Source organism: Mesorhizobium erdmanii (assembly GCF_013170725.1).
Classification (GTDB): domain Bacteria; phylum Pseudomonadota; class Alphaproteobacteria; order Rhizobiales; family Rhizobiaceae; genus Mesorhizobium; species Mesorhizobium erdmanii.
In genome coordinates this window covers 5,032,004-5,056,714 of the sequence record NZ_CP033361.1, presented here as the reverse complement: position 1 = coordinate 5,056,714, position 24,711 = coordinate 5,032,004, and the positions used below count along the sequence as shown (strand labels likewise).

The following is a 24,711-nucleotide window of genomic DNA, read 5'->3' as shown; positions in this document are numbered from 1 at the left end:
ATGGCTCGTACTCCCTAACGCGCCGCCCGCGCGCGGCGACTGACGTAATCTTCCACCATTTTCAGGTCGGATGGAAGTACCGTGTATTTTTCCTCAAATGTCATCAATCCACCTAGCCATGCGGGCAGGGCGGGCGAGATACCGCAGGCGGCCTCGACGGCGGCCGGGAATTTTGCCGGATGGGCGGTGCCCAGCACCACCATCGGCACAGTGCCAGCCGCCTTGCCCGCCGCGACGTGCATGGCTGCGGCCGTGTGCGGATCGAGCAGGTAATTGCTGGCCGCAAGCGTCGAGCGGATGGTGGCGGCGACCTCGTCCATGGTGGCGCGGCCGGCGTCGAACTCGGACCGCATCCCATTGATTTCGCGGGCTTCTATGGTGAAGGCGCCGGACTGCTTCAGGCTGTCCATGTAGCGCCGCACGGTCGCCGCGTCACGGTTGGAGGCCTCGAACAGCAGGCGTTCGAAATTCGACGACACCTGGATGTCCATCGACGGCGACGTGGTCGCGAAAACGCCCTTGGTGCGGTATTCACCTGACGCGAAAGTGCGCGCCAGTATGTCGTTGTCGTTGGTGGCGATGACCAGCCTTTCGATCGGCAGGCCCATTTTCTTGGCGGCATAGCCGGCGAAGATATCGCCGAAATTGCCGGTCGGCACCGTGAACGACACCGGCCTGTCGGGCGCGCCGAGCGACAGTGCCGAGGAGAAATAATAGACGATCTGGGCCATGATGCGCGCCCAGTTGATCGAATTGACCCCTGACAGCGCTACCCGGTCACGGAAGGCATGATCGTTGAACATGTCCTTGAGCAGGCCCTGGCAGTCGTCGAAATTGCCTTCGATCGCCAACGCATGGACGTTCTCGGCTTTCGAGGTCGTCATCTGCCGCTGCTGCACCGGCGAGACACGGCCATGCGGGAAAAGGATGAAGATGTCGGTGCGGTTGCGACCCGCAAAGGCGTCGATCGCCGCGCCGCCGGTGTCGCCCGAGGTGGCGCCGACGATGGTGGCATGCTGGTCGCGTTCGGCAAGCACATGGTCCATCAGCCGGGCGAGCAGCTGCATCGCCACGTCCTTGAACGCCAAAGTCGGTCCATGAAAGAGTTCGAGGACAAACGTATTGGGGCCGGTCTGGACCAGCGGGCAGACGGCCTCGTGGCGGAAGGTGGCATAGGCTTCGCGCACCAGGCGCTCGAAGACCGGCGCCGGGATCTCGCCGCCAAGGAACGGCGACAGTACGCGGATGGCAAGGTCAGGATAGGTAAGGCCGCGCATGGCGCGGATCTCCGATGGCGAAAACCGCGGCCACTCGCGCGGCACGTAAAGCCCGCCATCGCGGGCCAGGCCCGCCAGCACGGCATCGGAGAATCCAAGCGCGGGTGCTTCCCCGCGCGTACTCACATATTGCATGTCTCAGTCCCGTTGCCGCTTGGCTCTTGCGTTCACCACAAGGTGGTTAATTTCTGTGCCGGCTCCAGTCGCATTTTTGCCGCGCCGTTGATATACGTCACCAGCTTTACGAGAGGGAAGTGCAGTTTCATGGCGTTTCGTACATCAAGTGGTCGCTTTTTGGCGGGTCTTGCGCTCACCGGCTTTATGCTCGCCGCCGCCGGCTGCCAATCGGGCGACAATGGCGTCCTTGGCCTCGGCTTCGGCAAGAAGACTGACCCGACAGCACCACCGCCGCCGCAGGATCCCAAGGTTCTGGCCAGCCAGTTGAACGCCTATTGCCCCAGGGTAACGGTGCGCGACGGCACCGCCTTCTTCAACACCTATGTCAACGAGGTCAAGAAGCCCAAGCCGAAGTCGAAGCCCATGCGCAAGCCGCGGAACCAGGCCGAAGCCGAACAGCAGGCGCAGGAGGCACAGGCCGCCGCCGCTGCCGAGGCCGCCGCCGCGACCCCGCCCGACGATTCTCAGAGGATCATTTATCAAGCCTCGATTTCCGACGTGACCCGCGACTGCAGCCGCACCGACGGGCAACTGACGATGAAGATCGCGGTCGCCGGAAAGATCGTGCCGGGCCCGAAGTTCACGCCAGGCACCATCACAATGCCGATCCGCACCGCGGTGATGCACGGCACCGACGTGCTTTATTCGCAGATCCACCAGTATCAGGTTCAGGTCACCGATCCCTCGGTCGCCACGCAGTTCGTCTTCACCGACACCAATGTCGTCGTGCCGGCGCCGACGGCGCAGGACTATCAGGCCTATGCCGGCTATGACGAAAACGCGCCGAAGGCGACGACGGACAAGCCGAAGAAGACCCACAGGAAGAAGGCCGCCGCGACGAACTAGTCCCGATCAGGGTGTTTCAAGGGCGCTTGAGTCGCCGCCCCAATTGCTCAGGCGTCGGCTGACCATTCCGAAAGTGCCGCGATCACGCTTTTCAGCTCCGCCCATCGGCGGATGACCGTTTCAGCGCCGGCCTCTGTCAAGGCATCGGCGTGGCCGGGATAGCTGTGGCTGGCGCCGGTGAAGCCGATCACGCGCATGCCGGCTGCCCTGGCGCCGGCAACGCCGTGCACGGAATCCTCGATGACGAAAGTGTTCGCCGGGTTCGCGTCGAACTTTTCCGCCGCGAGCAGGAAGACGTCCGGGGCAGGCTTGGTCTTTTTGCTCGGTATCTCCAGCGCGGAGAAGATACGGCCTGCGAAAAACGGCAGTAGATGCACCTTCTCCAGCATGAATTCTATCCGCTCCGAGCGTGAGTTGGAGCAGATGCAGCGTTGCGTCATGACCGAGGCGACCGCTTCGCGCACGCCCTCTATGGCACGAACATCGCTGCGCAATTTCCTGTCGACGAGCTCTTCGGCGCGGTCGATCAGCGAGGCCTGGAACGGGATCTTGGACTTCTCCTCGATCCGCATCAGGATGTCCTTGAAGGTCAGGCCCGCATAGGTCTCGGCAACCTCTTCGGCCGAAATCTCATATCCGGCCAGCGTTATCAGCTCGGCCTCGACCCGCGCGGCGATGATTTCGGAATCGACGAGCACGCCGTCGCAATCGAAGATGACAAGGTTTGGCTGGGGCATGGCGATCCGGACAAAGGCAGGATGGAGGAATGGCCGCTACGGGCTCAGGCGGGGCGGCATACACCAACGGTGGGGCCTTCGCAAACCTGGCAAGCGATCGCGCTGGCCTTCACCGAATATTTACGCTGATCGGTAACCATAACAGCGAGTAAACAGTAACGCGTGCCTTGGGTGTAAACATGTCTGCCGTGCGTCTTCTCGACGAGTTGTCCCACGCCCCCCAGCAATCCGAATGGCTGGACACGATCCTCAAGGGCGACTGCGTCGCGGCCCTCGACCGCCTGCCCGAAAAGTCGATCGACGTCATCTTCGCCGATCCTCCCTACAATCTGCAGCTCGACGGCGATCTGCACCGGCCCGACCAGTCCAAGGTCGATGCGGTCGACGACGACTGGGACCAGTTCGAGAGTTTCGAGGCCTATGACGCCTTCACCCGCGCCTGGCTGCTGGCGGCGCGCCGCGTCTTGAAGCCCAACGGCACCATTTGGGTCATCGGCTCCTATCACAACATCTTCCGCGTCGGCGCCAAGATGCAGGACCTGGGCTTCTGGATCCTCAACGACGTGGTCTGGCGCAAGACCAATCCGATGCCGAATTTCCGCGGCCGCCGCTTCCAGAACGCGCATGAGACGATGATCTGGGCTTCGCGGGATCAGAAGGGCAAGGGCTACACCTTCAACTACGAAGCCATGAAGGCTTCCAACGACGACATTCAGATGCGCTCCGATTGGCTGTTCCCGATCTGCACCGGCGGCGAGCGGCTGAAGAACGACAATGGCGACAAGCTGCATCCGACGCAAAAGCCGGAGGCGCTGCTTGCCCGCATCATGATGGCCTCGACCAAGCCCGGCGACATCGTGCTCGATCCGTTCTTCGGCTCCGGCACGACAGGCGCCGTGGCCAAGCGCCTTGGCCGCCATTTCGTCGGCATCGAGCGCGAGCAGGCCTATATCGACGCCGCCAACGAGCGCATCGATGCGGTGCGGCCGCTGGAAGATGCCGATTTGACGGTGCTGACCGGCAAGCGCGCCGAGCCGCGCGTTGCCTTCGTCAGCCTTCTCGACACCGGACTGATGCAGCCGGGTTCCACGCTCTACGACGCCAAGAAACGCTGGGCGGCCAAGGTGCGCGCCGACGGCACCGTGGCGATCGGCGACAGCGCCGGCTCGATCCACAAGATCGGCGCCGAAGTGCAGGGACTGGACGCCTGCAACGGCTGGACCTTCTGGCACTATGAGCGCAGTGGCGGCCTCACTCCCATCGACGAGTTGCGCCGCATTGCCCGGCTGGGCATGGAGCGGGCGGGGGGGTGAACCCCTGCCGCCTGCCGCCTTCGTGTTGATTCAAGATCTTAGCGGATCGCCGCAAGCGATTCGGATCACGCCTTGATTCCGAACCGCTCAAGGTCTGCCTTAAGCGTCCTGGCGTCGGTGAACAGCACCGCTTGCCAGCCAGCAGCCTTGGCGCCGTCGACGTTCTTCTGGCTGTCGTCGATGAACAGCGACGCCACCGGATCGAGGTCGAATGAAGCGACGTGGTGGTCGTAGATTTTGCGGTCCGGCTTGATCAGGCCGATCTCGGCCGACACGGTGATGCCACGCGGGCGGTCAAGGAATGGAAAGCGGCCGCGCGCCTCGATGAAGGTGTCTGCGGCCCAGTTGGTCAGCAGCGTTACATCGTGGCCGGTGTCGATCAGGCTCTCCAGGATGGCAACGCTGTCGTCATAGGCGTGCGGCGCCATCTCATGCCAGTGACGGCGGAAATTGCGGATGTTTTCCGCATGATCGGGATGCTCGGCGATGGCAAGCGCCTCTGCCTCTTCCCAGGTCCGGCCGCGATCCTGCTCGATGTTCCAGTCATGCGTGCAGACATTGTCGAAGAACCACTTTCTCTCCTCGGCATCGGGAATGAGGCGACTGAACGGAATGGCGGGGTCGTAGTGGACCAGCACCTTGCCGATGTCGAAAACGATGTGGCGGATTTCAGTCATGAAGCCTCTTTCAATGCTGGCGTTGCTTTGGTGCATGTCGCCCAAAAGTGTGCGGCGGTTCGCGGAAAACGACATGCACAAATTCAAAGCACGTCGCGGTGTAATCACCTCACACTCGACGTGCTTTGGTCGCGCCGGGTATCGCAGCCTCGATTGCCTTTTTGATGACAGTTGGCAGGGCCTCTCCGGAAATTTCGTGGGCCAGCGACCAGAAATGCCCTGCGGGTGCATCACCTTTGACGTCGGCGTGAAAGACGTCGAGCTCGAGCGTGAAATGGGTGAAGACATGGGTGATTGTACCGGCGCGCCGCCAGTCGCCGGGAAAGGGTGCCGCCGCCGGCGTGGTGGCACCGTCCACCCGCGCCGTCCAGGCCGTGGTCGGCACTTCGGTCATGCCGCCTAGCAAACCTTTCTCGGGCCGTTTGCGCAGAAGAATGGCGCCGTCCTCACGCTCGGCGATGAAAGCCGCGCCGCGCCGCAGCGGCTTGTCGGCTTTTGGCAGCCGCACCGGGAAATTTTCGGGATCGCCCGAGACGACGGCGCTGCAATCTTCGCGCAGCGGGCACAACATGCAGCGCGGTCGGCGCGGCGTGCAGATCGTGGCGCCGAGATCCATCATCGCCTGGGCGAAGTCGCCCGGCCTTGCCGCCGGCACCATGGCCTCGACATGGGCACGGATCCCGGCCTTGGCTTCGCTCAGCGGCGTGGTGATCGAAAACAGCCGTGATATGACGCGTTCGACATTGCCATCGACGACCGCGGCGGGGCGGTCGAAGGCGATGGCCGTGATCGCCGCCGATGTGTAGGCGCCGATGCCGGGCAGGTCTCGCAAGCCTGCCTCGGTGTCGGGAAACCGGCCGCCGCGCGCCGCCACCAGATCGGCGCAGGCCTTGAGGTTGCGGGCGCGGGAGTAATAACCCAGCCCCGCCCAGGCCTTCATCACATCCTCGGTTGGCGCCGCGGCCAGCGCCTCGACATCGGGCCATTTCTCGACAAAGGCGCGGAAATAGGCCTTCACCGCCTCGACCGTGGTCTGCTGCAGCATGACTTCGGACAGCCAGATGCGGTATGGATCGGGGCGGACACCGCGTGCATGCTCGCGCGGGCTCACGCGCCACGGCAATTCGCGATGATGCAAATCGTACCAGGCCAGAAGGCGCGACGCGGTATCGTCCGGCATCGCCTCGCGAGTCTGGGCCTTGGGAGTCTGGGCCTTGCGGGTCTGCTCTGCTGATGCCATTGATCGTGTATTGGCCTGGCCGGTATCTGCTGGGGTCGTGGCTGGAGAACGTACATGGCAGGGAGAACGCCCTACGGCAATCCCGTCCCGGTGAGCGATCTTGCGACCAAAATCCTCGATCCGGTGCTGCGCAAGCGGGCAGGCATCTCGATTGGTCTTGTCCAATCCTGGGAAGAGATCGCCGGACCGCGGCTGGCCAGTCGATCGCGGCCCGAAAAAATCCAGTGGCCGCGCCGCCTCCATGAGGACGATCCGTACGAGCCAGCGGTGCTGGTTATCGCCTGCGAGGGCATGGCGGCGCTTCATCTGCAACACGAGACCGGCGAGATCATCAACCGGGTCAACGCCTTCCTCGGCTTTACGGCGATAGGCCGCATCAGAATCGTGCAAAAACCGGTGACGACGGACAAAGGACGGCCTAAACCGACCTTCAGGCCCTTGACGGTGGTGGAGCAGAACAAGTTGTCCAGCACGGTCGAACGGATCGAGGATGACGGGCTGCGCGCCTCGCTGGAACGGCTTGGCGCAACCATTTTGGGTGAAAGAAAGTCGAAAACCCCTTGAAGACAGTCATCGATTTGTCGTCAACATCTCGCATTCGTGATCACATCGGTCAGGTTTCGCGATTGGATTGGGGATGGAGATGCCTTAATTCGCGCCAACTCTCGCCTTTTCGTGCCTTTGCATTGCAAAATTCAACCCTTGTCAGGTGATTCGTATGAACCGTCCTCCGTTCGGCAAAAGTCTGTCTCGCAGAAACGTCCTGTCTTCGCTGGCCGCCATTCCGGCGGTGGCCCTGCTCGCCGCCTGCAGCAACTCCGGCGAAGAGGCCAAGGCGGCGGATGTGAAGCCGGCGGATCCGGCCGCTCCCGCAAAGCCGGCCACCCCGGCTGCCGTTCAGGTTCCCGAGTCCCAGGGCAACGTGGATATGGCCGAACTGCTGAAGCCGGGCGCGCTGCCCGACAAGCAGCTCGGCAAGGACGATGCCAAGGTGACCATCGTCGAATACGCCTCGATGACCTGCCCCCACTGCGCGCATTTCGCCGAGACCACCTTCCCGGATCTGAAGACCAAGTACATCGACACCGGCAAGGCGCGCTATATCCTGCGCGAATTCCCGTTCGATCCGAGCGCGGAAGCCGGTTTCATGCTGGCGCGCTGCGCCAAGGATAACTATTTCCCGATGGTGGACGTGCTGTTCAGGCAGCAGGCGAACTGGGTTGGCGTGTCGAACACCAAGGATGCGCTGCTGCAAATCTCGAAGCTCGCCGGTTTTACACAGGAGTCGTTCGAGGCCTGCTTGACGGACCAGAAACTTCTGGACGATGTGAGATCGGTCCAGAAGCGCGGCGCCAATGAATTCAAGGTCGACTCGACACCGACCTTCTTCATCAACGGTAAGACCTACAAAGGGGCGATGTCGATTGAGGAAATGTCGGCCATCATCGACCCTCTGCTCTGACATCAGGTCAGCGCTGAAGCGGCAGCGCTTCGGCGCTCGCCTTTATGGGGCGCGTGAATGAAGTTTTCGCGCCTTCGTCTCCTCGGTTTCAAGTCCTTCGTCGAGCCCGGCGAGTTCGTCATCGAACGCGGCCTCACGGGTATTGTCGGGCCGAACGGCTGCGGCAAGTCGAACCTTGTCGAGGCGCTGCGTTGGGTGATGGGCGAAAGCTCCTACAAGAACATGCGCGCGTCCGGCATGGACGACGTCATCTTCTCCGGCTCGGGCACGCGGCCCGCCCGCAACACCGCCGAAGTCACGCTTTTCCTCGACAATACCGACCGTTCGGCGCCCGCCGCCTTCAACGACGCCGATGAGTTGCAGGTGTCGCGCCGCATCGAGCGCGAGGCCGGCTCCCTCTATCGCATCAACGGCAAGGAAGCGCGCGCCAAGGACGTGCAGCTTCTGTTTGCCGACCAGTCGACCGGCGCGCGCTCGCCATCGATGGTAGGCCAAGGCCGTATCGGCGAACTGATCCAGGCCAAGCCGCAGGCGCGCCGTGCGCTGCTCGAAGAGGCCGCCGGCATTTCAGGCCTGCACACCCGCCGCCACGAGGCGGAATTGCGGCTGAAAGCGGCGGAACAGAACCTCGAACGCCTGGACGACGTCGTCGGCGAACTGGAAAGCCAGATCGAAAGCCTGAAGCGCCAGGCGCGCCAGGCCTCCCGCTTCAAGAACCTCTCGGCCGATATCCGCAAGGCTGAGGCAACACTGCTGCATCTGCGCTGGACGCTGGCCAAGACGCAGGAAGGCGAGGCGCGCTCGGCGCTGGCGGTTGCCACGGCACTGGTCGGCGATCGCGCCTCCGCGCAGATGGCCGCCGCCAGGGAGCAAGGCATCGGCGCTCATCGCCTGCCGGACCTGCGTGACGCCGAAGCCGCTGCTGCGGCCGCCTTCCAGCGCCTGTCGATCGCCAAGTCGCAGATCGAGGAGGAGGCCGGCCGCATCCGCAATCGCCAGGCCGAAATCGAGCGCCGCTTGCAGCAACTCGACGGCGACATCGCCCGCGAGGAGCGGATGGTGCGTGACAATGCCGATGTTCTCGAACGGCTTCGCGCCGAAGAGGCCGCGCTGAATTCCGAGAACGCCGGCGCGGCGGAGCGCGAGGCCACCACCCGCGCGGCGTTCGAACAGGCGGCATCGACGCTTGCGCAAAGCGAAGCCAGGCTTGCCGCGCTGACCGCCGAACGGGCCGAGGCCGCTGCCTCGCGCCATCAGATCGAACGCACGCTGCGTGAAACCGCCGAGCGCCGCGACCGTTTTGCCCGGCAGCTCGCCGAGGTCGACCGCGAATTGTCGGACATCCTCTCCAAGGTCGCCGGCCTGCCGGATCCGGCCGAAAAGCGTGTTCTGGTCGAACAGGCCATGGCGTTGCTGGAAGAGGCCGAGGCCGCCGTGGCGCAGGCCGAGCAGTCGGTCATCGATGCCCGCGCCTCCGAAAGCGCTGCCCGTCCGCCGCTTCAGGATGCCAAAGCCGAACTGGCGGGCATCGAGACGGAAGCCCGCACCCTGGCCAAGATCCTCAACGCCGCCAGCGGCGATCTCTTCCCTTCGGTGCTCGAGCAGATCAGCGTCGAGCGCGGCTTCGAGACGGCGCTGGGGGCCGCCCTTGGCGAAGATCTCGACGTGCCGCTCGACCGCAGCGCCCCGGCGCATTGGGGCGAAAGCCAGATCCAGCCGGGCGACGCGGCGCTACCGGAGGGCATCAAAAGCCTTGCCAGCGTGGTTCGTGCCCCGGCGCAGCTTGCCCGCCGCCTGGCGCAGATCGGCATTGTCGATGCTTCCGACGGCCGCCGGTTGCAGACGCTGCTTGCGCCGGGCCAGCGTCTGGTCAGCCGCGAAGGCGCGCTGTGGCGCTGGGACGGTCTGACCGCCAGCGCCGATGCGCCGACCGCCGCGGCACAGAGGCTGGCGCAGAAGAACCGGCTTGCCGAACTCGATGCCGAGGCGGTTCAGGCGACGCTTGTCCTGCGCCAGGCCGAGCAGGCGCTGGCACAGGCGGAGCAGGCGCTTCGCCAAGCCAGCGAGGCCGAACGCAGCACGCGCCAGGCCGGACGCGATGCCCAGCATCGGCTGGACGCTGCCCGCAACGCGCTGGCCGAAGCCGAGAAGGCCGGCGGCGAACTGGCGAGCAGGCGCGCCGCCCTCGATGAAGCACGCGCGCGCATCGTAGACAGCCATGAGGAGACCTCGGCGGCTTTCGTCGAGGCCGAAATGCTGCTGCAGGACGCGCCCGATCTCGGCGACCTGCAATTGCAGCTCGAACAGTCCTCGGCCAATGTCTCGCGCGACCGCGCCACGCTGGCCGACGCGCGCGCCGTCCATGAAGGGCTGCGGCGCGAAGCCGAGGCACGCATACGCCGGCTCGATGCCATTGGCGCCGAGCGCAGCAACTGGCTGGTGCGGGCCGAAAACGCCTCGACGCAGATCGCCTCGCTCGGTGAACGCAAGGCCGAGGCCGAGGCCGAGCGTGAACGGCTGGCCGATGCGCCCGACGAGATCGACGCCAAGCGGCGGGCATTGCTGTCGCAGCTCACCGAGGCCGAGACCTTGCGCAAGGCGGCCGCCGATCGCCTGCAGGAAGCGGAGAACAAGCAGGCCGAGTTCGACAAATTGGCCACCGGCGCCATCCAGTCGCTAGCCGAGGCGCGCGAGACCCGCGTGCGCGCCGAAGAGCGGCTGACGGCGGCCGACGAGCGCCGGCTGGAGGTCGAGGCGCGCATCCAGGAAACGCTGAACACGCCGCCGCATCTGGTCATCCGTCACACCGGCCTTGAAGCCGACGATCCGATGCCCGAGATGGCCGAGATTGAACGCCAGCTCGACCGGCTGAAGATCGAGCGCGAACGGCTCGGCGCCGTCAATCTGCGCGCCGAGGAAGAGCAGAAGGAGCTGTCCGACCGGCTGGAGGCGATCGTCTCCGAGCGCGAGGACATCATCGAGGCGATCCGCAAGCTGCGGCAGGCGATCCAGAGCTTGAACCGTGAGGGCCGCGAGCGGCTTCTGGCCGCCTTCGATGTCGTCAACAGCCATTTCCAGCGGCTGTTCTCGCATCTGTTCGGTGGCGGCACGGCGGAATTGCAGCTGATCGAATCGGAGGATCCGCTCGAGGCTGGCCTGGAAATCCTCGCCCGCCCGCCCGGCAAGAAGCCGCAGACGATGACGCTGCTCTCGGGCGGCGAGCAGGCATTGACGGCGATGTCACTGATCTTCGCGGTGTTCCTGACCAATCCGGCGCCGATCTGCGTGCTCGACGAAGTCGACGCGCCGCTCGACGACCACAATGTCGAGCGCTTCTGCAATCTCATGGACGAGATGGCCAAGACGACCGAGACGCGCTTCGTCATCATCACCCACAACCCGATCACCATGGCCCGCATGGACCGGCTGTTCGGCGTGACCATGGCCGAGCAGGGGGTCAGCCAGCTCGTCTCGGTCGATCTGCAGGCGGCTGAGGCGATGCGCGAGGCGAGCTGAAGCGACCGGGCCGGTCCACTCCAATAAGCGATGCCTTCGCGGCACGATCCAGTAGGAAGATATTGGCTGGGGCGCCAGGATTCGAACCTGGGAATGTCGGTACCAAAAACCGATGCCTTACCACTTGGCGACGCCCCAATAGCCATTAGAGCGACGTGCGTCCACTTGGACGCAAAAAGTACGCTCTAACACTAACAATCTTTGCACTGGCCCGAAAATCGATCTCGATTTCGGGCCGGTGCGATCGAGTCGCTTGTGCGGCGCGTTCTTAGCAGAGCAGCCGAAAAGCACAATGCTTATGAGCGACGGCAAGAACGCCCAAATCGGGCAATCCACAGATGCCGCCAGACCCGACCGGGGCGGGCTATTCACCCCAGACGGCCAACTCATTGCCCGCCGGATCGGTGAAGTGGAAGCGCCGGCCGCCGGGGAACGGGAAGATTGGCTTGACAATCGTGCCGCCGCTCGTCCCGGCCGCTGCTAGCGTTTCTTCCAGATCCTGGGAATAGAGCACCGGCAGCGGCTTGGCCGGTGCTTCCGCGGCATCGGCCTGAAAACCGCCGTCCAGGCCTTCGGCAAAGGCCGAATAGGTCGGCCCGTAATCGGTGAACGACCAGGCAAAGGCGGCACTGTAGAAAGCTTTCAACCGGTCCAGCGTGCCGCCGGTGGCTGGCATTTCCAGATAGTCGAGTTTTCCGGTCAGTTTCATGGGACACCTATGTGTTCTGCTTATGTTCTATTCGCTGAGCCGTGACGTGGCAAGTCTTTTTGCCGCATGTCCGGGCAGGGCTTTTTCTTAATCGATTGTAGCGGCAGCACGGCTTTGCCGGCGCTTGCCTTTCGCACTGCAGCATCTTATCGCTCCAAAGTCGGACACGGGCGGAGCTTTCCATTTCGCCAATCTTTCCAATCTCCTGCAACCGGAGAGCAAAGCATGACCAAATGGGTTTTCACCTTTGGCGATGGTGCGGCGGAAGGCCGTGCCGGCGACAAGAATCTGCTGGGCGGCAAGGGCGCCAATCTCGCCGAGATGTGCAGCCTGGGCCTGCCGGTGCCGCCGGGCTTCACCATCACCACCGAGGTCTGCAACGCTTATTACGCCAACGGCCGCGCCTATCCGGCGGGGCTCGAAGCCGATGTCGCCGTGGCGCTCGACCATATCGGCCGAATCACGGGCCGCCGCTTCGGCGATCCGTCGAAATTGCTTCTGGTGTCGGTGCGCTCCGGCGCCCGCGCCTCGATGCCAGGGATGATGGACACAGTGCTCAATCTTGGCCTCAACGACGAGACGGTGGAGGCGCTGGCCACCGATTCCGGCGATCCGCGCTTTGCCTATGACAGCTACCGCCGTTTCATCCAGATGTATTCGGACGTCGTCATGGGCCTCGACCACGAGGTGTTCGAGGAGATCCTGGAGGACCAGAAGGCTAGCCTAGGCCATGAACTCGACACCGAACTGACCGCCATAGAATGGCAAGGCGTGATCGCGCTTTACAAGGCCAAGGTCGAGGAGGAGCTCGGCAGGCCGTTCCCGCAGGATCCGCAAGAGCAGCTTTGGGGTGCCATCGGCGCCGTGTTCTCGAGCTGGATGAACAATCGCGCCATCACTTATCGGCGCCTGCACGATATCCCCGAAAGCTGGGGCACGGCGGTCAACGTCCAGGCCATGGTGTTCGGCAATATGGGCGAGACCTCGGCCACCGGCGTCGCCTTCACCCGCAACCCGTCGACAGGCGAAAAGCAGCTCTATGGCGAGTTCCTGGTCAACGCGCAGGGCGAGGATGTCGTGGCCGGCATCCGCACGCCGCAGAACATCACCGAGGCCGCCCGCATCGCCGCCGGCTCCGACAAGCCGTCGCTGCAGAAGCTGATGCCCGACGCCTTCCAGTCTTTCGTCACCATCTCCGACAGCCTCGAAAAGCACTACCGCGACATGCAGGACCTCGAATTCACCATCGAGCGCGGCAAATTGTGGATGCTGCAGACCCGCTCCGGCAAGCGCACCGCCAAGGCGGCGCTGAAGATTGCCGTCGAGATGGCCAGGGACGGATTGATCACGAAGGAGGAAGCCGTCGCCCGCATCGACCCCGCCTCGCTCGACCAGTTGCTGCACCCGACAATCGACCCGAAAGCGGCGCGCGACGTCATCGGCGTCGGCCTGCCGGCGTCGCCGGGCGCCGCCACCGGCGAGATCGTGTTTTCCTCCGGCGATGCCGAGGATCTCAAGGCGCAAGGCCGCAAGGCGATCCTGGTGCGCATCGAAACCAGCCCCGAAGACATCCACGGCATGCATGCGGCCGAAGGCATCCTGACGACGCGCGGCGGCATGACCAGCCACGCCGCCGTGGTCGCACGCGGCATGGGCAAGCCTTGCGTTTCGGGCGCCGGCTCGCTGCGCGTCGACTACAAGGCCGGCACGCTGCTCTCGATGGGGCAGACCTTCCGCAAGGGTGACATCATCACCATCGATGGCGGCAACGGCCAGGTGCTGAAGGGCGCCGTGGCGATGCTGCAGCCCGAACTGTCGGGCGACTTCGCCGCCATCATGGAATGGGCCGACGCGGTGCGGCGCATGAAGGTGCGCACCAATGCCGAAACGCCGCTCGACGCTCGCATGGCGCGCTCCTTCGGCGCCGAAGGCATCGGGCTTTGCCGCACCGAGCACATGTTCTTCGACGGCGCCCGCATCGTCGCCATGCGCGAGATGATCCTCGCCGACACCGAGAAGGACCGGCGCGCCGCTCTTGCGAAGCTTCTGCCCATGCAGCGCTCGGATTTCCTGGAGCTGTTCGAGATCATGGCCGGCCTGCCGGTGACGATCCGACTGCTCGATCCGCCACTGCATGAATTCCTGCCCAAGACCGAGGCCGAAATCGCCGAGGTAGCGGCGGTCATGAACGTGTCGCCTGACAAGCTCCGGCAGCGCACCGAGGCACTGCACGAATTCAACCCGATGCTCGGCCATCGCGGTTGCCGGCTGGCCGTCTCCTATCCCGAGATCGCCGAGATGCAGGCGCGCGCCATTTTCGAGGCCGCCGTCGAAGCCGGCAAGAAAGCCGGCGCGTTGGTGGTGCCCGAGATCATGGTGCCGCTGGTCGGCCTGGTGAAGGAGCTTGATTACGTCAAGGCGCGCATCGATGCGGTCGCCAGGAGCGTCATGGACGAGAGCGGCGTCAAGATCGATTATCTGACCGGAACCATGATCGAGCTGCCACGTGCGGCGATACGCGCCCATGTCATCGCCGCTACTGCCGAGTTCTTCTCCTTCGGCACCAACGATCTCACCCAGACCACTTTCGGCATCTCGCGCGACGATGCGGCCTCGTTCCTGGAGACCTACCGCCAGAAGGGCATCATCGAGCAGGATCCATTCGTCTCGCTCGACATCGAGGGCGTTGGCGAACTGGTGCGCATGGCCGCGCAAAAGGGCAGGGCGACCCGGCCTGACATCAAGCTCGGCATCTGCGGCGAACATGGTGGCGATCCCGCGTCGATCCGTTTCTGCGAGGAGGTCGGGCTCGACTATGTGTCGTGCTCGCCCTATCGCGTGCCGATCGCCAGGCTGGCGGCGGCGCAGGCAGCGGTACAGGCGGCGAAGGCCGGCAAGGGATAGAACGCAATGGATGTCGCCCTAAGTGAGTTCGATCCATTGCGTTCGATTCTGGGTCAACGGCGTGCATCCAAACAAGGACCTGAAACGCGTCCATGAACCGGTTTCAATGCGACGCGTTTTAGCCTGCTCGAAAGCTTACGGTTTTGTATGTAAACTCACGCGAACGTGCTGAAGGCACTGCGTAATCTCGACATTGTTCCTCACCAATTTGCTGAAGTCCCGCCAACTGTCCCCGGAAGCACAAGTTGCAGATATCTCCCGCGCCGTTCCACTCGATCCTGGTCATTCAAACGAAGTTCATCGGCGATATCGTTCTTGCGTCTACGCTCGCCAGGAACCTGCAACTCGAATTCCCCGGCGCCAGGATCGTGTTTCTTTGCGAGGCTCGTTTCGAGAGTTTCGTACTGGCGCATGGCATCGCTTCCGAAGTGGTTGCGTTCAGGCGGTCCCGCATCCGCGGCACCCCGCTGCAGCGTGGAAAAGAACTCTATGCAATGGTGCGAGCCCTGCGCCGCTTCCGCTTCGATTTGACGATCGACCTGACCGATTCAAAGACCTCGCGCTTCGTCAGCGGGCTCGTCAACGCGAAGACACGCGTCGGTTACAATCCTCCCGAGAGGCCACTGAAGCGGCTGGAGCGGCAGCCCGCCAATGTCTTTGCCAAACCGCTGGGATTTGGCGGCCAGCATTTCATCTATCGCTATCTGTCGCCCCTTGAGGCGCTCGGCATCGATCTGCGCGTGACGATGCCCGGCATCCAGCCGCTGCCGTCAGAGACGATGAAAGCCCTGGCGCTTCTGGCCAAGCATCATCTCACGCCAAACCGGTTCGTCGCCGTGCATGCGGGCGCGAGTTTCGAGGGCCGGCAGTGGCAGCCGGAACGGTTTGCCGAGGCGATTGACGAGATTGCAGCCGACACTGGACTGGCCGTTGCGCTGGTGGGCGGGCCGGACGAACGCGAGACCGCCGCGCGCATCATCGCCAGCACGGCGGCGCCAGTTGTCGATCTTGTCGGCACAATGTCGCTCGAAACCCTGCTGGCCGCCCTTAAACAGGCGCGGCTGTTTCTCGGCAATGAGAGTGGCCCGATGCATATGGCCGCCGCCGCGGGCACGCCGGTCGTCGGGCTTTTCGGCCTGACGCATCCGGCGCGCTGGGGGCCGGTCGGCGTGCCCAGCATCGCGCTGCGGCCGCCGATGCCGTGCGACTGCGTCGCCAAGGGCCTGTGCCGCCCAACCGATCCCAGCAAGGCCTGCTGCGTCTGGCGCCTGGAGGTGAAGCCCGTCGTCGAAGCCGCCCGCGAACTTCTGGCGCGCACCGAGATGAATCGCGAACGCGCCGTCTGAAACCCGATCGCAAAGGTCCACGAATGGCACGTTTACCAGGCGGGCGGTCAAATTGCCGCGCCAGGCACTTTTCTGCTATCCACCAACCCGATTTCCGCCTTCATGCGGGTCTTGGGATACTGGCTTGAAATCGCCGGTCACGAGTTCGGCCTGTCAGGAATTGGTTTGATGCGTCTGCTGCAAAGACATCTCTGCATGATCGCCATGTCGTTGGCGGCGATATCCAGTGCCCAGGCCGCGCCGCTGGTCGAACCCACGCTGCACATCAAGCCCGCGGCAAGCGGGGCTGGCCACGTTGCGCTCACGCTCGATGCATGCGGCGGACAGACCGACACACGCATTCTCTCGGCACTGGTGGAAAACAAGATCCCTGCCACCATTTTCGTTACTGGTATCTGGCTGAAGCGCAATGCCGCGGCCGTCGAGATCATGCGTGCGCATCCCGATCTTTTCGAACTGGAGAATCACGGCGGGCGCCATGTTCCGGCGGTCGACACGCCGCGCAAGATCTATGGCATACGCAGCGCCGGCAGTCCGGAAGCAGTGCAGGCCGAGGTCGAGTCGGGGGCCGTGGCGCTGGCCAGGACCGGTGAGCCGGCACCGAAATGGTTCCGGGGTGCGACCGCCGAGTACAGCCCCTCGGCAATCGCGATGATCCGCAAGCTCGGCTTCAAGGTTGCCGGCTTCTCGATCAATGGCGATGGCGGCTCGCTGCTCGGAGCCAGGGAAACCGCCAGGCGCATCTCCGCCGCCAAGGACGGTGACGTCATCATCTCACACATCAACCAGCCGACGCATGCCGCCGGCGAGGGCGTGGTGCAGGGCCTGTTGGCGCTCAAGGAAAAAGGCATGACCTTCGTGCGCCTCGACGACGCCGACGGGTTCGGCAACAACGGCACCACCGATTGAGGCTGGCGCCGTCTAGCTGAAGCGTTCAGTCCGGCGTGGCTTCGATCGTCACCTTGCTGGCGTAGAACGCGCCGTGGTCGCGGATTTCGGTCATTTCGTCGAAAGGCCGCTCGTAAGCCCACATTGCATTCTGGCCGGCTTCGCCGGCCGCCGGCACGCTCCAATAGCTGGCGTCGCCCTTGTAGGGGCAATGGGTCGAGTGCTGCGTGCTGCTCAGCTTTGTGAAGTCGATGTCGGCGAACGGAATATAGAAAGCGGCGGCATAGGGAGCCTCCGTCAGCACCTTGGCCTTGGTGGATGACGCGATGACCGCATCGCCGGCGCGCACGGTGACGGTGCCGACATAGGGCTCGATGGTGATGATCTTGTCGGGATTGCGCTGGAAGCCGGGGGCCGGGTTGGCGATCTTGTCCATGCTGGTTCTCCTTTGCCTGGCCTCTAAAGTGTGGCGGGCACGGCTGTTGCGCAAGGTCCATGCGCATCACGAAAGCAGGCGCCAATCGCCGTGGCATGGCGCCAGCGGAATTCCAGGAAAAGTTTGCGCGGTTTTCCTGGGAGAAGCGCACAGCACTTCCCCTTGGGAATTGCGTGAAAACAAAGAGTTAGAACGGATGGCCGTTCCGTGAAACGGTGAAATGTTCTAAGCGCTTTCGCGTGTCAGCCCAGGCTCAGGCGGCGGTTTTGAATGCGTCCATCAGTCCGGCATAGGCGGCGGCGATGCCCGCCACCGGGTTGCTGCTTCTGGAGACAGTCTCGACTTTCAGCGAGCCACCGCCGGTCGGCAAGGTCAACAGCAGGAACTGGCGATTGCCACCGGCGCCGACGGATGCGGCCGCGACATGTTGGCCTTCGCCTTCGTTCTTGACGCACATCTTGAACAGCAGCGTGCCGCCGACCGCCTCGAGCGCGCCGCCGACAACTTCAACAAATTCGTCTTCGGAAACAGTCTTCTCGTCCGGCACCAGATCGGCCAGACTTTCGGCCAGTGTGCTCTCCAGCGCCTTGTCGTCGAGCTGCGCGTCCATGCGAACCTCTTTCAGTCGCCAATCGCACCCCTTTGCCCGTTAACGAAACTTAACGCCGACGATGGCCGGATTGTGGCGGATTTCCCGGTCATTTCACCGGGCAGGACATTCCCGCCATCATGATGGCTTCGACCATGCTGCCATTTCGGTGGCACGAGGGATCGGGCGGGCGAGTTCCAAAACATGCCAGAATTCAATCGCTTGCCGTTGCGGCACCGGCTCCGAAAATTCGTGCCCCGCGCGTGCGGGTGGCTGGACAATCCGCCGGTTCGCTTCACAATGCGCCAAAGCTACGACGCAAAATGCGCGAGGGAGGAGGAACGGAATGCTGGGCCTGATGCAGGAATGGCCGCTGCTGTGCCACAAGCTTATCGACAACGCCGAACGGCAGCACGGGGTGCGCGAGATCGTGTCGCGCTCGATCGAGGGACCGATCGTGCGCACCACCTATGCCGACATCCATCGTCGTTCTCTCAAGGTCGCCCAGCGGCTGGAGTGCGACGGGTTTGGCTTGGGCGACCGCATCGCCACGCTGGCCTGGAACACGGCGCGCCACATCGAGGCCTGGTACGGCATCATGGGCATCGGCGCGATCTATCACACGCTCAACCCGCGCCTGTTCCCCGAGCAGATCGTCTGGATCATGAACCATGCCGAGGACAAGGCCGTCTTCGTCGACCTCACCTTCATACCGCTGCTGGAAAAGATCGCCGGTGCCGTCAAGTCGCTGAAGAAGGTGATCGTCCTGACCGACAAGGCGCGCATGCCGCAAACGTCCTTGCCCAATGCCGTCGCCTATGAGGCCTGGCTTGACGAGGTCGATGGCGATTTCGCCTGGAAGACCTTCGACGAAGGCACCGCCGCCGGCATGTGCTATACATCGGGCACGACAGGCGATCCCAAGGGCGTCGTCTACAGCCACCGCTCGAACGTGCTCCACGCCATGATCGCCGCCATGCCTGACGCGATGGGCCTGTCGTCGCGCGACACGATCCTGCCGGTTGTGCCGATGTTCCATGCCAATGCCTGGGGTCTTGGCCAGAGCGGCCCGATGATTGGCGCCAAGCTGGTCATGCCCGGCTGCAAGATGGACGGCGCCTCGATCTATGAACTGCTCGACACCGAGAAGGTAACCTTCAGCGCCGCCGTGCCGACCGTCTGGATGATGCTGCTGCAATATCTGGAGGAGACCGGCAAGAAGCTTCCCTATCTGAACAAGGTCGTCATCGGCGGTTCTGCCTGTCCGCGCGCGATCATGAAGAGGTTTCAGGACGAGTACGGTGTCGAGGTCATCCATGCCTGGGGCATGACTGAAATGTCGCCGCTCGGCACGTTGTGCACCTTGAAGCCGGAATATGCCGGTCTGGAGGGCGAGGCCCGGCTCGATGTCCAGCAGAAGCAGGGCTATCCGCCCTTCGGCGTCGAAATGAAGGTGACCGATGACGACAACAATGCGCAACCCTGGGACGGCAAGACCTTTGGCCGTTTGAAGGTGCGTGGACCGGCCGTTGCTCGCGCCTATTATGGCGGTGTCGGCGCGGAGCAGTTCGATGAGGACGGCTGGTTCGACACCGGAGACGTCGCTCACATCGACGCCGGCGGCTATATGCAGATCACCGACCGGGCCAAGGACGTCATCAAGTCCGGCGGCGAATGGATTTCGACCATTGACCTGGAGAATCTGGCCGTCGGCCATCCGGACGTTGCGGAAGCGGCGGCCATCGGCGTCCAACACTCCAAATGGGGCGAGCGGCCCTTGCTGGTTGTCGTCGCCAAGCCGGGCAAGGAGCCGAGCAAGGCGGATATTCTCGGTTTCATGGACGGCAAGGTGGCCAAGTGGTGGATGCCCGACGATGTCGCTTTCGTCGGTGAAATACCGCATACCGCCACCGGCAAGATCCAGAAGATCACCTTGCGCCAGCAGTTCAGGGACTACCGCTTGCCGACGGATTGACGGGATGTTGCGTGTTTCGGCTTCAAGCCGTCGCAAAAAGGCACTAGACCTCCGTCCGGGTTGGGGCAGCGCAGAGAACAATGGTTAGCATTCCCGAACGGCGAACGTCGAAGGCTGCCGGCTGGTCGCGGCGCACGGCCGCATTTTCAATGGTGCTTTTGCTGACCGACTTCGTTGGCCATCGCTTCGATCTCGTCGAAACGCCGGTGTTCCTATGGGTGTTGGGCATTGTCGCGCTGCTGGCGGCGCTGGCGCTGCTGTTTGCCGCCTTCGCCTTTTCGAGGCTGTGGAAATTCGGCGATCGCGGCGGCCGCGACCTGACTGTCGGCGCCTTGCTGGCACTGCTGGTGCTGGTCCCCTATGGCGTTGCCGCCTACTGGGCGACGATCTATCCGCCGCTCAGGGACATCTCGACCGATTTCGACGATCCGCCCGCGCTCGACGTCGGCGACCGGACAAAGGACATGAATGTGCTTGTCCCATCCACGCCAGGCGAACAGCGGCTGCAGAGCGACAGCTATCCGCTGGTCACCGCGCGCAGCTACGACCTGCCATTCGAGACCATCGTCAATGCGGTCGAAACCGTGCTCGACCGGCGCGGTTGGGAGCTGTCCGAACCCTATCCCGACCCTGCCGGGCAAAGCGCTGTGACCATCACCGCTGTCGCCAAGGGTTTCGTGCTCGGCCTTCCAGCCGATGTGGCGATCCGCGTAACGGACGACGGCGACACGGTGATCGTCGACATGCGGTCGGCTTCGCGTTACGGCCGCTACGATCTTGGCGACAATGCCCAGCGCATCATCGATTTTCTGGCGGAACTGGATCAGGAGGTTGCGGGTCAGGTCGGGGCGGCGCCAGCCGAATAGCCTTCCCGCCGATCCGGCGCCGCCGGGGGGGCAGGCGAGCGCGTGGAAGGCGGGGTCCCGGGCCAGGCAGGCCTATTGGGCCGGCGTGAAAATGCCGTCGATGGCAGGGGCGGCGTCGGTCGACACCAGGCCGCGCGCCACCAGATCCTCGAGATGGGCAAGCACCGACAGTCCGGCGGCGCCATGCAACTGCGGATCGGTGTCGCGATAGATTGCCTTGACCATGTCGGCAACCGTCCGGTCGCCGGCTCTGACCCGCTCCAGTATGGCCCGCTCCCGCATCTTGCGATGCGTCTTCAACCCGCGCATGAAAGCGCGCGGCTTCGTCACCGGTCCGCCATGCCCAGGCAGCAGCAGGTGGTCGTCGCGCTCGATCAGTCTGTCCAGCGATGCCATGTAATCGGCCATGGCCCCGTCCGGAGGTGCCACGATGGAAGTCGCCCACGCCATGACATGATCGGCCGAAAACAGGATGCCGGTTCCGTCCAGCGCGAACACTGCGTGGTTGGCGGTGTGACCGGGGGTGAGAACTGCGCGGATCGCCCAGCCGTCGCCGGCGGTCAGCGCACCGTCCGGCAGGGCGATGTCGGGAACGAAAGCGGTATCGGCGCTGGCGTCGAGCGCATTGGTCTCGCCGATATGCAACGGCCTTGCCGGCCTGTGCGGCCCCTCCGCCATCACCGTGGCGCAGGTGCGTTCTTTCAGCCGGGCCGCCAGCGGAGAATGGTCGCGATGCGTGTGGCTGACGAAGATATGGCTGACCGGCCTGCCGGCGATCACGTCGAGCAAGGTCTTAAGATGTGCCTCGTCGTCCGGACCGGGATCGATCACCGCCAGCGTGTCGCGCCCGACGACATAGCTGTTGGTGCCATGAAAAGTGAAGGGGCTCGGGTTTCGGACAGTGACGCGCTGCACGTCCGGTGCCACGTTGACGCCCTGGCCGTAATGCGGATCGAAACTGGTATCGAATTTGAGAGCCATATCGGCACATTGTTCCCGGAACGGCAAAACCGATTGCCGCATAGCACGCAAGCCAATATAGGAAAACGCTGAGACCGCGATTATCGGATCGCGACAGATCGGATTGGGGAAGACCATGGCAACTGCAACGACGATGCGCCCGCTTGTTTCTCTGGCTTTGCCGCAAGAAGGCGCGGCGCGACTGGCAACGCAGCTTTTCCTGGCGATCGCCGGGACGCTGCTCTTGACCCTGTCGGCGAAGACCAAGGTCGTGCTGGGTCCCGTCGATATCTCGATGCAGACGCTCGCCGTCCTGCTGATCGCCGCCGCCTTCGGCATGCGCCTCGGCGTCGCCACTTTGCTGCTCTACATGGCGGAAGGCGCGATGGGCTTCCCGGTCTTCCAGGGTACGCCGGAGAAGGGCATCGGCATCGCCTATATGCTTGGCTCGACCGGCGGCTACCTCGCCGGCTTCGTCGTCATGGCGGCAATTGTCGGCTGGGCCGCTGATCGCGGCTGGGATCGCCACCCGATCAAGCTTTTCAACGCGATGCTGGTTGCCGAAGTGCTGATGATGGCGATGGGTTTTGCCTGGCTTGCGCTGCTCATCGGTCCGGAGAAGTCCTGGCAGTTCGGCGTCGTGCCGTTCATCGTCGGCGACCTGATCAAAGTTGCGCTGGCGGCAAGCCTCGTGCCGGCCGTGTGGTCGCTGCTGAAGCGTTCCTGAAGTCCGCGGGAAGCCTGGCGTGCGGTAGACGTCAGGGGTTCATTTCCGAAGGCGGGCGCTGCTGATGAAGGTTCTGGTCACCGGCGCCGCCGGCTTCATAGGCTATCACGTCGCCAGGCGGCTCCTGGAGCGGGGCGACGAGGTTGTCGGCATCGACAGCGTCAACGACTACTACGATCCGGCGATCAAGCAGGCGCGGCTGCGCCTGCTTGCCGAGGCCAGCCGAAGCACCAATTCCGGCTATCATTTCATCCACGGCGATCTTGCCGACAGAGGCATCGTGGACGGCTGCTTCGCAGACCATTCCTTCGACCGGGTGATCCATCTCGCCGCCCAGGCCGGGGTGCGCTACAGCCTGGAAAACCCGCGCGCCTATGTCGAAAGCAACATCGTCGCTTTCACCAACATGCTGGAGGCCTGCCGCGGCAGCGGCATGGCGCACCTGACCTATGCCAGCACATCGAGTGTCTACGGCGCCAACACCGACATGCCGTTTTCCGAGCACCGCCCGGCCGATCATCCGCTGCAGTTCTATGCCGCGACCAAGCGCGCCAACGAACTGATGGCGCACAGCTACAGCCATCTGTTCGGGCTGCCTACCACAGGCTTGCGTTTCTTCACCGTGTACGGCCCCTGGGGGCGTCCCGACATGGCGCTGTTCCTGTTCACCAGGAGCATCCTGGCGGGCGAGCCGATCAAGCTCTTCAACAATGGCAACCACACACGCGACTTCACCTATGTCGATGACATCGCCGAAGGCGTGATCCGGACCAGCGACAGTCCTGCCGCCGGCAACCCGGCCTGGGATTCCGGCCATCCGGATCCGGCGACGAGCAGGGCGCCCTGGCGCATCTTCAACATCGGCAACAACAACCCGGTGAAGCTGACCGCCTATGTCGAGGCGCTGGAAAACGCGCTTGGTCGCAAGGCCGTCATCGAGTTCTTGCCGCTGCAGGCCGGCGACGTGCCGGACACCTTCGCCGACACTTCGGCTTTGCAGGAGGCCGTCGGCTATCGCCCCGGAACGTCGGTGCCGGACGGGGTAGGGCGGTTCGTCGAGTGGTACCAGGCGTATTTTGGTAACGACTCTAGGGTATAAGCCGGCGCTGGCAGCAGCCTTTTCGGGATGTAATTGTGGCTACCGCTGCCGCGGAGGGATTTGCTCATGCCGGGGAGAGCTTCTTGAAAGGAATTATCCTTGCGGGAGGTAGTGGAACGCGCCTTTATCCGCTGACGCTGGCAGTCTCCAAACAAATTCTTCCGGTCTACGACAAGCCGATGATCTACTACCCGCTGAGCGTACTGATGCTCGCGGACATCAGGGAGATCCTGGTTATCTCTACGCCGCGAGATCTGCCGGTTTTCCGTGATCTACTTGGCGATGGATCGGAATTTGGGCTGGATATCTCCTATGCGGAGCAGCCGCACCCCAACGGGCTTGCCGAAGCTTTCATCATCGGTCGCGACTTTATCGGCAAGGACAGCGTGTCGATGATCCTCGGCGACAACATCTATTTTGGCGACGGGCTGTCGCAGCTTTGCCGCACCGCCGCGACGCGCGACAAGGGCGCTTCGGTGTTCGCCTATCGCGTCGACGATCCGGAACGGTATGGCGTCGTGTCCTTCGACAAGGCCACCGGAACCGCGCTAACGATCGAGGAAAAGCCGCAAAAGCCGAAATCCAACTGGGCTGTCACCGGGCTGTATTTCTATGACAACTCCGTCGTCGACATCGCTTCGGCCATTCGACCTTCGGCCCGCGGCGAACTCGAGATCACGGCGGTCAACAACGCCTATCTCGATCGCGGCCTGCTGCATGTGCACCGCTTGGGGCGCGGCTATGCCTGGCTCGACACAGGAACCCATGACAGTCTGAACGACGCTTCTTCCTTCGTGCGCACGATCGAACACCGGCAGGGCATCAAGGTCGCTTGCCCGGAGGAGATCGCCTTCGAGCAGGGCTGGCTGACGGCGGAGCAGGTGCTGCAACGCGCAACCCGGTTGGGCAAAAATGAATATGCCGCTTATCTGCGCCGGCGCGTTGCCGATCTGTCGGAGGCTTGAGC

General features: G+C 63.6%; 21 protein-coding genes and 1 tRNA gene. 13 read left to right on the top strand and 9 right to left on the bottom strand.

Annotation, left to right across the window (positions count from 1 at the left end; all coding sequences use genetic code 11):
• Positions 1 to 14: 14 nt before the first annotated feature.
• Positions 15 to 1,412 carry a threonine synthase gene (gene thrC, locus EB233_RS24630; protein WP_064989958.1) on the bottom strand — a complete coding sequence of 466 codons (1,398 nt, stop codon included), beginning with the start codon at positions 1,410 to 1,412 and terminating at the stop codon, positions 15 to 17.
• Between the two features lie 129 nt (positions 1,413 to 1,541).
• Here thrC and EB233_RS24625 point away from each other — a divergent pair, with 129 nt between their 5' ends.
• Positions 1,542 to 2,300 (top strand): hypothetical protein, encoded by a 759-nt coding sequence (locus EB233_RS24625; protein WP_064989957.1) that lies wholly within the window; start codon positions 1,542 to 1,544, stop codon positions 2,298 to 2,300.
• 47 nt (positions 2,301 to 2,347) lie between these two features.
• On the opposite strand, the gene EB233_RS24620 is transcribed toward EB233_RS24625, so the two are convergent.
• Positions 2,348 to 3,037 carry an HAD family hydrolase gene (locus EB233_RS24620; protein ID WP_027053464.1) on the bottom strand — a complete coding sequence of 230 codons (690 nt, stop codon included), beginning with the start codon at positions 3,035 to 3,037 and terminating at the stop codon, positions 2,348 to 2,350.
• A gap of 179 nt (positions 3,038 to 3,216) precedes the next feature.
• On the opposite strand from EB233_RS24620, the gene EB233_RS24615 reads away from it, so the two are divergent.
• Positions 3,217 to 4,350, top strand: a complete 1,134-nt coding sequence (locus EB233_RS24615) for a site-specific DNA-methyltransferase (protein WP_027053465.1) — start codon at positions 3,217 to 3,219, stop codon at positions 4,348 to 4,350.
• Positions 4,351 to 4,415: 65 nt separating this feature from the next.
• Here the strand turns inward: EB233_RS24615 and EB233_RS24610 are convergent, their stop codons facing one another.
• Complete coding sequence (locus EB233_RS24610) at positions 4,416 to 5,027, bottom strand: HAD family hydrolase (protein WP_064990000.1); 612 nt, start codon at positions 5,025 to 5,027, stop codon at positions 4,416 to 4,418.
• A 109-nt stretch (positions 5,028 to 5,136) separates the two neighbouring features.
• A complete protein-coding gene (mutY, locus tag EB233_RS24605; RefSeq protein WP_064989956.1) occupies positions 5,137 to 6,267 on the bottom strand; it encodes an A/G-specific adenine glycosylase in 1,131 nt (376 codons plus the stop codon).
• 54 nt (positions 6,268 to 6,321) lie between these two features.
• Between mutY and EB233_RS24600 the strand changes: the two genes are divergently transcribed.
• From EB233_RS24600 to smc, 3 genes are all read left to right on the top strand, one after another.
• Positions 6,322 to 6,831 (top strand): DUF721 domain-containing protein, encoded by a 510-nt coding sequence (locus tag EB233_RS24600; RefSeq protein WP_064989955.1) that lies wholly within the window; start codon positions 6,322 to 6,324, stop codon positions 6,829 to 6,831.
• A gap of 154 nt (positions 6,832 to 6,985) precedes the next feature.
• Positions 6,986 to 7,729: a DsbA family protein gene (locus EB233_RS24595; protein WP_027053469.1), complete on the top strand. Its 744-nt coding sequence runs from the start codon at positions 6,986 to 6,988 to the stop codon at positions 7,727 to 7,729.
• A 57-nt stretch (positions 7,730 to 7,786) separates the two neighbouring features.
• Complete coding sequence (gene smc / locus EB233_RS24590) at positions 7,787 to 11,245, top strand: chromosome segregation protein SMC (RefSeq protein ID WP_064989954.1); 3,459 nt, start codon at positions 7,787 to 7,789, stop codon at positions 11,243 to 11,245.
• A 63-nt stretch (positions 11,246 to 11,308) separates the two neighbouring features.
• Here smc and EB233_RS24585 read toward each other — a convergent pair.
• Together EB233_RS24585 and EB233_RS24580 are read right to left on the bottom strand one after the other, a co-directional pair.
• Positions 11,309 to 11,383: transfer RNA gene (locus EB233_RS24585), tRNA-Gln, on the bottom strand.
• Between the two features lie 226 nt (positions 11,384 to 11,609).
• Positions 11,610 to 11,954 (bottom strand): VOC family protein, encoded by a 345-nt coding sequence (locus tag EB233_RS24580; RefSeq protein ID WP_064989953.1) that lies wholly within the window; start codon positions 11,952 to 11,954, stop codon positions 11,610 to 11,612.
• Between the two features lie 225 nt (positions 11,955 to 12,179).
• Here EB233_RS24580 and ppdK point away from each other — a divergent pair, with 225 nt between their 5' ends.
• From ppdK to EB233_RS24565, 3 genes are all read left to right on the top strand, one after another.
• On the top strand, positions 12,180 to 14,858 hold the full coding sequence (ppdK, locus tag EB233_RS24575; RefSeq protein ID WP_064989952.1) for a pyruvate, phosphate dikinase: 2,679 nt from the start codon (positions 12,180 to 12,182) through the stop codon (positions 14,856 to 14,858).
• Positions 14,859 to 15,103: 245 nt separating this feature from the next.
• A complete protein-coding gene (locus EB233_RS24570) occupies positions 15,104 to 16,204 on the top strand; it encodes a glycosyltransferase family 9 protein (RefSeq protein WP_064989951.1) in 1,101 nt (366 codons plus the stop codon).
• Between the two features lie 168 nt (positions 16,205 to 16,372).
• A complete protein-coding gene (locus tag EB233_RS24565; protein WP_064989999.1) occupies positions 16,373 to 17,113 on the top strand; it encodes a polysaccharide deacetylase family protein in 741 nt (246 codons plus the stop codon).
• Positions 17,114 to 17,138: 25 nt separating this feature from the next.
• Here the strand turns inward: EB233_RS24565 and EB233_RS24560 are convergent, their stop codons facing one another.
• Complete coding sequence (locus EB233_RS24560) at positions 17,139 to 17,528, bottom strand: DUF427 domain-containing protein (protein ID WP_064989950.1); 390 nt, start codon at positions 17,526 to 17,528, stop codon at positions 17,139 to 17,141.
• Positions 17,529 to 17,781: 253 nt separating this feature from the next.
• Entirely contained in the window at positions 17,782 to 18,138 is a 357-nt protein-coding gene (locus EB233_RS24555) for a hypothetical protein (RefSeq protein ID WP_064989949.1), read from the bottom strand.
• Positions 18,139 to 18,463: 325 nt separating this feature from the next.
• On the opposite strand from EB233_RS24555, the gene EB233_RS24550 reads away from it, so the two are divergent.
• Positions 18,464 to 20,092, top strand: coding sequence for a fatty-acid--CoA ligase (locus tag EB233_RS24550; protein WP_064989948.1), 1,629 nt, complete (start codon positions 18,464 to 18,466; stop codon positions 20,090 to 20,092).
• 80 nt (positions 20,093 to 20,172) lie between these two features.
• Complete coding sequence (locus EB233_RS24545; RefSeq protein WP_064989947.1) at positions 20,173 to 20,958, top strand: DUF1499 domain-containing protein; 786 nt, start codon at positions 20,173 to 20,175, stop codon at positions 20,956 to 20,958.
• A gap of 72 nt (positions 20,959 to 21,030) precedes the next feature.
• Here the strand turns inward: EB233_RS24545 and EB233_RS24540 are convergent, their stop codons facing one another.
• Positions 21,031 to 21,939, bottom strand: a complete 909-nt coding sequence (locus EB233_RS24540; RefSeq protein WP_064989946.1) for an MBL fold metallo-hydrolase — start codon at positions 21,937 to 21,939, stop codon at positions 21,031 to 21,033.
• A gap of 115 nt (positions 21,940 to 22,054) precedes the next feature.
• Between EB233_RS24540 and EB233_RS24535 the strand changes: the two genes are divergently transcribed.
• From EB233_RS24535 to rfbA, 3 genes are all read left to right on the top strand, one after another.
• On the top strand, positions 22,055 to 22,645 hold the full coding sequence (locus tag EB233_RS24535) for a biotin transporter BioY (protein WP_064989945.1): 591 nt from the start codon (positions 22,055 to 22,057) through the stop codon (positions 22,643 to 22,645).
• A 64-nt stretch (positions 22,646 to 22,709) separates the two neighbouring features.
• A complete protein-coding gene (locus EB233_RS24530; RefSeq protein ID WP_064989944.1) occupies positions 22,710 to 23,744 on the top strand; it encodes an NAD-dependent epimerase in 1,035 nt (344 codons plus the stop codon).
• An 83-nt stretch (positions 23,745 to 23,827) separates the two neighbouring features.
• Positions 23,828 to 24,709, top strand: coding sequence for a glucose-1-phosphate thymidylyltransferase RfbA (gene rfbA / locus EB233_RS24525; protein ID WP_064989943.1), 882 nt, complete (start codon positions 23,828 to 23,830; stop codon positions 24,707 to 24,709).
• The last annotated feature ends 2 nt before the right edge of the window (positions 24,710 to 24,711 follow it).